Source organism: Pseudomonas mucoides, assembly GCF_015461845.1.
In the GTDB taxonomy this organism is placed as follows: Bacteria; Pseudomonadota; Gammaproteobacteria; order Pseudomonadales; family Pseudomonadaceae; genus Aquipseudomonas; species Aquipseudomonas mucoides.
In genome coordinates, this window is the sequence record NZ_JACOPW010000005.1 from 465191 (window position 1) to 472628 (window position 7438).

The window sequence follows — 7438 nt, forward strand, 5'->3', positions numbered from 1 at the left end:
TAGCAGGAGACACGATGAGTACGCAGCCTTCGATCAATGGATCGGTGCCACAGCGCCTGGCGCAAACCCGCGAACTGATGAGCCGCGAAGGCATTCATGCCTTGCTGGTGCCGTCGGCCGATCCGCACCTGTCGGAATATTTGCCGGGTTACTGGCAGGGACGGCAGTGGTTGTCGGGCTTCCATGGCTCGGTCGGCACACTGATCGTGACCCCGGATTTTGCCGGCGTCTGGGCCGACAGTCGTTACTGGGAGCAAGCGACCAAGGAACTCAAGGGCAGCGGCATCGAATTGGTCAAGCTGCAACCGGGTCAACCTGGCCCGTTGGACTGGCTGGCCGAGCAAACCCCTGAAGGCGGCGTCGTCGCGGTGGACGGTGCAGTGATGGCCGTGGCGTCGGCGCGTACGCTAGGTGGCAAACTCGAAGAGCGCGGTGCCCGCCTGCGGACCGACATCGATCTGTTGAGCGAAGTCTGGAGCGATCGCCCGACATTGCCGAATGAGCCGATCTACCAGCATTTACCGCCGCAGGCGACGGTCAGCCGTGGCGAGAAACTGGCGAAACTGCGCGAAGTGTTGAAAGAACGTGGTGCTGACTGGCATTTCATCGCGACCCTTGATGACATTGCCTGGCTATTTAATCTGCGCGGCGGCGATGTGTCGTTCAATCCGGTGTTTGTATCTTTCGCCTTGATCAGTCAGGAGCAGGCCACCCTGTTCGTCGCTTTGAGCAAAGTCGATACTGAACTGCGTGCGGTGCTCGAACAAGACGGCGTGACCCTGCGCGATTACAGCGAAGTGGCTGCTGCGTTGCGCGCCGTGCCGAGCGGCGCGAGCCTGCAAGTCGATCCGGCGCGCGTCACCGCCGGTTTGCTGGATAACCTCGACAAAGGCGTAAAACTGGTCGAAGGCCTGAACCCGACCACGCTCGCCAAGTCGCAAAAAAGCCTGGCCGATGCCGAGCATATTCGTCAGGCGATGGAACAGGACGGTGCCGCCCTGTGCGAATTCTTCACGTGGCTGGACTCGGCCTTGGGTCGTGAGCGCATCACCGAACTGACCATCGACGAACACCTCACGGCCGCGCGCACCCGCCGTCCGGGCTACGTGTCGCTGAGCTTCAACACCATTGCTGCGTTCAACGCCAATGGCGCGATGCCGCACTACCACGCGACCGAAGAAGAGCACGCAGTGATCGAGGGCGACGGTCTGCTGCTGATCGACTCCGGCGGTCAGTACCTGGGTGGCACCACCGACATCACGCGAATGGTCCCGGTCGGTACACCCACTGCTGAACAGAAACGCGATTGCACACGCGTCCTCAAAGGCGTGATCGCGCTGTCCCGCGCGCAATTCCCTCGTGGGATTCTGTCGCCATTGCTCGACGCCATCGCTCGCGCGCCGATCTGGGCTGAAAGCGTCGACTACGGTCACGGCACCGGCCATGGCGTTGGCTACTTCCTCAACGTTCACGAAGGTCCGCAGGTCATCGCCTATCAGGCTGCTGCGGCTCCGCAAACGGCGATGCAACCGGGCATGATCACGTCCATCGAGCCGGGCACTTATCGTCCGGGCCGTTGGGGCGTGCGTATCGAGAACCTGGTGCTGAACCGTGAGGCGGGTTCCAGCGAATTTGGTGAATTCCTCAAGTTCGAAACCCTGACACTGTGCCCGATCGACACCCGTTGCCTGGAGCCGTCGCTGCTGACCCTGGAAGAGAAGCAGTGGTTCAACGCCTACCACGCCGAAGTGCGGGAGCGCTTGAGCCCATTGCTCGATGGCGCGGCCCTTGAATGGTTGAACACCCGTACCGCGGCTATTTGACGGGCTGGAGTTCAGGCGCTTGTTTTAGCGCCTGACTCATGTAGTCCACGAAAGCTTTGACCCTGGCGGATTGGCGACGATTCGCCGGGGACACGGCATGAATCGGCAGCGACTGCGCCGTGTAGTCTTGCAAAATCGCCTTCACTCGGCCGGCCTTCAGATCCTCGCTGAATAGCCACACCGGCGACAGCGCAATGCCCAATCCCCCCAGCACCATCTCGCGAATGGCCTCGGAGTTGTTGCTTTGCGCATTACCCCTGATGCGCACTTCGTGGTCTTGGTTGCCTCTTTCGTAATGCCATAGGTTCTGACTGTTCAGCAAATTGAATTGCAGGCAATTGTGCGCGCCGAGTTCTTCCGGGGTGTGCGGCTCGCCGTGTTGCTCAAGGTAGTCAGGCGCTGCAACCGTGATCCGGTGGGTCGTACCGACGTGGCGTGCGAGCAGACCACTGTCGGCCAACTCACCGATTCTGAATGTCACGTCCAGCCCTTCACTGACCAGGTCCTGATTTTGATCGCTGAGTTGCAGGTCGATCTGAACCTGAGGGTGCGCTTTGAGAAACGCAGGGAGTCGCGGCGCAATGTGCAAGCGCCCGAAACTTACGGATGAACCGATTTTCAGGTTGCCGGCGACGGATTCGCGACCTGATCGAAAACGCTGTTCCGCCGCGTCCACGGCGGCCAGGATTTGCCGGCATTCGTTGTAGTAGCGCTGACCTTCATCGGTCAATGACAGTTGGCGGGTGCTACGGGTAATCAGCTTGGCGCCCAGTCTGATTTCCAGCGCCCTTAATAACTTGCTGATAGTCGGCTGGCTGGTCTGCATCTCCCGGGCAACGGCCGAGAAGCTGCCACGTTCGACGACCCGGACGAACGTGGCCATTGCGTTGAGTGTGTCCACGTGAATTCTCATTGATGCCATATGGGCATGATCACTATAGCGATATAGCGTCTTATCGGTATGAGTGAACTGGAAGAAGATTAATTCCACATCCACTTCTCATGGAATTTGCCGAAATGACTGACTCACTTGAAATGCGCGCTCTGATGGTTGACACGGCCAACGGCCCTTTACGCTTGGTTTCCCTGCCGCGGCCGGTGCCTGGAGCGGGCCAAGTGCTGGTGAGGATCAAGGCCAGCGGGGTGAATCCGCTGGATGCGAAGATTCGTTCGGGGCAGGCGGCTCATGCCCGGCAGCCATTGCCGGCTGTGTTGGGCATGGACCTCGCGGGGACCGTTGAGGCGATAGGAGAGGGCGTCAGTGAGTGGCTGTCGGGCGATGAGGTCTATGCGATGGCGACTGGAATCGGTGGTGCGCAGGGCTCTCTCGCGGAGTTCGCGGTGGTTGATTCGCGGCTTCTGGCGCACAAGCCGAAAAATCTGAGCATGCGCGAGGCGGCAGGGTTGCCGTTGGTATTGATCACGGCATGGGAAGGGCTGGTTGATCGGGCGCGGGTTCGGGCTGGTCAAAAAGTGCTGATTCACGGTGGTGCGGGTGGAGTCGGACATGTTGCTGTGCAAATTTCCCGGGCTTTCGGTGCAGAAGTGTTTGCCACGGGTTCAGCGGGTCATAAGGGGCTTATTGAAAGCTTTGGTGCAACGTTCATCGATTATCGTGCGTCGTCGGTGGAGGACTATGTGGCTGAGTTCACTTCGGGGGAGGGCTTCGATGTCGTCTATGACACGGTGGGCGGTGGGGTATTGGATGATTCATTCAAGGCAGTTCGGGTTTATGAAGGGCATGTAGTGAGCTGTCTGGGCTGGGGCCAACACAGCCTTGCGCCGTTGTCGTTTCGTGGGGCGACTTATTCCGGGGTGTTTACGCTGTTGCCGCTGTTGACTGGCAAGGGGTGTGAGCATCACGGGCAGATTCTTCAGGATGCGACGCGGCTGATTGAGGCGGGTCAGTTGAAACCGCTGCTCGATCCTCGGCAGTTCACGCTGGAAACTGCCGAGACCGCTCATGAGTTGGTCGTTGCGGGAGGTGCGCAGGGGCGGTTGGTGGTCGAGATTTAACTCAGGGCTTCAACCACGAAGTCCAGCCGATCCTGGCCGAAGAACAACTGATTGTCGACGAACATACTCGGCGCCCCGAAGACACCGCGCTGTACTGCTTTCTCGGTATTGTCCTTAAGGGCGGCTTTAACCTCTTCGTCGGCTGTCAGGGCGAGTACTTCATCGGGGTCAAAGCCGTTTTGTGTCAACACGGCGGCGACGGTGGCCGGGTCATCAAGGCTGCGACCTTCGACCCAGAGGGCCTTGAACAGACAGTCGATAAACGCCAGGAAGCGCTCGGGATGACGTAACTGAATCCCGGTCACCGCACGCATGAGCATCAGGGTGTTGATGGGGAAATGCGGATTGAATTTCAGTGGCACGCCATAGCGTTTTGCATAGCGGTCCAGGTCTTGAAACATGTAGCGGCCCTTGGCCGGAATGACTGCAGGCGAAGCGTTACCGGTGGCCTTGAAGACGCCACCCAGCAGCATCGGTGTGTAAATCAATTGGCTGCCGGTTTGCTCACAGATTTTGGGGAGCTGGGTATAGGCCAGGTAGGTGGCCGGGCTGCCGAGGTCGAAAAAGAACTCCACGGTTTTGCTCATGGTCGGTGCACTCTGTTTATAGTTGTAGAGGGAGGGCTTACCAGCGTTCGCTCCAGGGCCGTAAATCCAGTTCGAACGTCCAGGCGTCCCGTGGCTGGCTGTGCAGATACCAATAGTTCTCGGCGATATGCTCGGGGTTGAGAATGCCGTCTTCATCCTTGGTCGCGTACTTTTCCGGGAAGCTCTCTCGGATGAAATCGGTATCGATAGCACCGTCGACGACGACATGAGCAACATGAATGTTCATGGGGCCGAGTTCACGGGCCATGCTTTGGGCCAAGGCTCGAATGCCATGTTTGGCACCGGCGAATGCTGCGAATCCCGCGGCACCGCGCATACCAGCGGTGGCTCCGGTGAACAGGATGGTGCCCCGTTGGCGTTTGGCCATGCGCTTGGCGACTTCACGAGCATTGAGAAAACCTGAAAAACAGGCCATTTCCCAAATCTTGAAATACTTGCGGGCCGTTTCTTCAAGAATGCTGCAGGGCACATTCGCGCCGATATTGAACACAAACGCTTCGATGGGGCCGATCTCGCTTTCGATCTGTTCGACTAACGCTATCACCTCTTCTTCCTTGCGCGCATCGCAGGCAAAACCGTGGGCGTCACCGCCATTGGCTTTGATGGTGTCGACCAGCGGCTGAAGCTTGTCTGCACTGCGGCGGGTGACACAGGCGACGTAGCCTTCTCGGGCAAAACGCTTGGCAATGGCGCCGCCGGTAGCATCCCCCGCGCCGACAACCAGTACGACTTTCTTATTATTCATGGGTTGATCCCTTTGCTAAACGATCGTTAACTAAACGAACGTTATGCTACGATTTGGCACGCGTCAAGGCGATCAATCCTGAGGAGAGGGCAATGCGCTACTCGGCCAGTCACAAGTTGGAAACCAAAGAGAGGCTGCTGGAAAGCAGCGCGGTGTCAGCCAAGAAGTCGGGTTTTGCCACGGTCGGTGTCGACGGATTGATGAAGGCGATTGGTTTGAGCGGCGGGGCGTTCTACAGCCATTTCTCGTCGAAAGACGAACTGTTCGCCTCAATTGTCGAGCGTGAGCTGTGTCAAAGCCTGGAGCGATTAAGCGCCGATCAGGGGCGTGAAAAGCTTGAACGGTGCCTCAAGCACTACCTCAGCATGGCGCATGTCGAACATCCGGAATCCGGCTGTGCGTTACCCGCGTTGGGGGCTGAGATCGCTCGTTCGGATGTGCTGGTTCGTCAGCAGGCTGAGCGCTGGATTTGTCAGCTACAGGAGAGTTGGGCGCGCATCCTGGAGAGCGACAGCCTGGCTTGGGCCATTTTGTCGCAATGTATCGGAGCTTTGGTCGTCGCGCGGATGCTGGCGACGCCAGACATCCAGCGTAATGTGTTGAAGTCCAGCTACGATGAGATTGGCCGCCAGATTGCCGGGCGGCAGCAACCTACTTGCAAATGACGATCATGCTGCGGCTGGTGTAGCCGGCGGGGTTGAGGCCGAATGGATAATCGCCTGGTTCTTCCACCGCGTCCCCTGACTTGGCGATGACCTTGTATCCCTTGGGGGCGCACGAGTTGGCTGCGCTGGTGTAGCACTTGTCCCAGGAGGATGAGAGCCCTGAACAGTTGATATGCAGCCCTTTCTTGCCATGCTTGACTGATGTTTTCGAGGTCGCCGCGCAGCCCGCAACTGCAAGCACGGCGATCAATATCAAAATTCGTTTCATTGCTGTCCTTATAGCGTTCCCGGATCTTGCGCCCGGGTCTGGCTGCATTCGCTTTCGCTGAAGCGTTCTGATGTCCCTATCCTGAAAAATCCATGTATGGCACTGGGTTGCGGGCCTAAACATGGCCTAATTGAGCGGCAATTACCAGACCTGCGTCAAATCCTGTCTCAATCTGCCGCAACCGCTGGCTTGGCACTGCTGCCCATGGTCATGGTGGCACCCACGGAAGCCAGAATGATGCACAAGATAGCCATCCACTGTGACAGTGAAAGGTATTCGTGGAGGAACAACAGGCCTGACAACGCGCCAATCGCAGGTTCGATGCTCATCAATGTGCCAAACGTGCGAGCTGGCATTCGGGTGAGCGCGACCATCTCCAGCGTGTAGGGCAGGGCGGTGGAGAGAATGGCTACGCCGATGGCCACGGGGATCAGCGACGGAGTCAGCAGCGCGGCGCCGGCATGGACGATGCCGATAGGGGCTACGAACAATGCAGCAATCATCACGCCCAATGCAGCAGTCTGCACACCATTGTCGGCGCCGGCCTTTTGCCCGAATAGAATGTACAGCGCCCAGCAGACACCCGCGCCCAATGCATAGCCGGCACCTTCAAGATCAATCCCGGCACTTGTCGCTCCTGTAGGGATCAAGAGCAGCAAGCCGATAGCCGCGAGTGCTATCCACAAAAAGTCGATCGCACGGCGTGAAGCATAGATCGCCACAGCCAACGGCCCAGTGAACTCCAGAGCTACGGCAATACCCAAGGGGACGGTGCGTAACGACATATAGAAGAGGAAGTTCATGCCGCCCAGTGCCATGCCATAGATGATGACGGTGCGCAGGGATTTTGCGGTGAGCTTCGCCCGCCATGGCCGTAGCATGAGCAGCATGATCACGCTGGCGAACATCAGGCGCAGGGTAGTGGTTCCTTGAGCACCAATCACCGGAAACATGCTTTTAGCCAGGGATGCTCCGGACTGGATCGAGGCCATGGCTATTATTAACAGGCCTACCGAGAACAAGGTCGAGGCAAGGCTGCGGGGCTGATCATTCATTACGTGGCATCGTCCGAAAATGGAAGCGAGAGTATTGATGTCGTGCAGTTGGGCAATATAGTGCGCATTCGTGGCCGGCGCGTCTATATATAGCAGTGATTTTGGATTGATCGATAGAAAAACCAAATCAGTGCTTGACGGCAGATTCTGGATGTCTATAATTCGCCCCACTTCCGGCGCAGTCGAAACGGAAAACTCCTTGGTAAACAAAGAGTTACGCAGTTTTCGGCAGCAAGCGGCTTCAGGTCATCGAAGCGC

Annotated in this window: 8 protein-coding genes; 3 read left to right on the plus strand and 5 right to left on the minus strand. The window is 58.1% G+C overall.

From position 1 onward, the window contains the following. The first annotated feature begins 14 nt into the window (after nucleotides 1-14). Nucleotides 15-1823, plus strand: coding sequence for an aminopeptidase P family protein (locus H8F22_RS23230; RefSeq protein WP_027925796.1), 1809 nt, complete (start codon nucleotides 15-17; stop codon nucleotides 1821-1823). Here the strand turns inward: H8F22_RS23230 and H8F22_RS23235 are convergent. Next, nucleotides 1816-2736 (minus strand): LysR family transcriptional regulator, encoded by a 921-nt coding sequence (locus H8F22_RS23235; protein ID WP_194940732.1) that lies wholly within the window; start codon nucleotides 2734-2736, stop codon nucleotides 1816-1818. The two genes, H8F22_RS23230 and H8F22_RS23235, sit on opposite strands and share 8 nt — an antisense overlap. Nucleotides 2737-2840: 104 nt before the next feature. Here H8F22_RS23235 and H8F22_RS23240 point away from each other — a divergent pair, with 104 nt between their 5' ends. Further along, the gene (locus H8F22_RS23240; RefSeq protein ID WP_059182432.1) at nucleotides 2841-3839 is read left to right on the plus strand and encodes a zinc-dependent alcohol dehydrogenase family protein; all 999 of its coding nucleotides are present in this window, start codon (nucleotides 2841-2843) and stop codon (nucleotides 3837-3839) included. Here H8F22_RS23240 and H8F22_RS23245 read toward each other — a convergent pair. Both H8F22_RS23245 and H8F22_RS23250 read right to left on the minus strand, forming a co-directional pair. Further along, complete coding sequence (locus tag H8F22_RS23245) at nucleotides 3836-4426, minus strand: 2-hydroxychromene-2-carboxylate isomerase (RefSeq protein ID WP_027925799.1); 591 nt, start codon at nucleotides 4424-4426, stop codon at nucleotides 3836-3838. The two genes, H8F22_RS23240 and H8F22_RS23245, sit on opposite strands and share 4 nt — an antisense overlap. A gap of 37 nt (nucleotides 4427-4463) precedes the next feature. After that, a complete protein-coding gene (locus H8F22_RS23250) occupies nucleotides 4464-5192 on the minus strand; it encodes an SDR family oxidoreductase (protein WP_027925800.1) in 729 nt (242 codons plus the stop codon). A gap of 92 nt (nucleotides 5193-5284) precedes the next feature. On the opposite strand from H8F22_RS23250, the gene H8F22_RS23255 reads away from it, so the two are divergent. Beyond that, the gene (locus H8F22_RS23255) at nucleotides 5285-5857 is read left to right on the plus strand and encodes a TetR/AcrR family transcriptional regulator (RefSeq protein ID WP_027925801.1); all 573 of its coding nucleotides are present in this window, start codon (nucleotides 5285-5287) and stop codon (nucleotides 5855-5857) included. On the opposite strand, the gene H8F22_RS23260 is transcribed toward H8F22_RS23255, so the two are convergent. Next, nucleotides 5844-6125 carry a hypothetical protein gene (locus H8F22_RS23260; RefSeq protein WP_027925802.1) on the minus strand — a complete coding sequence of 94 codons (282 nt, stop codon included), beginning with the start codon at nucleotides 6123-6125 and terminating at the stop codon, nucleotides 5844-5846. The genes H8F22_RS23255 and H8F22_RS23260 overlap by 14 nt on opposite strands. A 167-nt stretch (nucleotides 6126-6292) precedes the next feature. Further along, entirely contained in the window at nucleotides 6293-7180 is an 888-nt protein-coding gene (rhtA, locus tag H8F22_RS23265; protein WP_027925803.1) for a threonine/homoserine exporter RhtA, read from the minus strand. Nucleotides 7181-7438 lie beyond the last annotated feature (258 nt).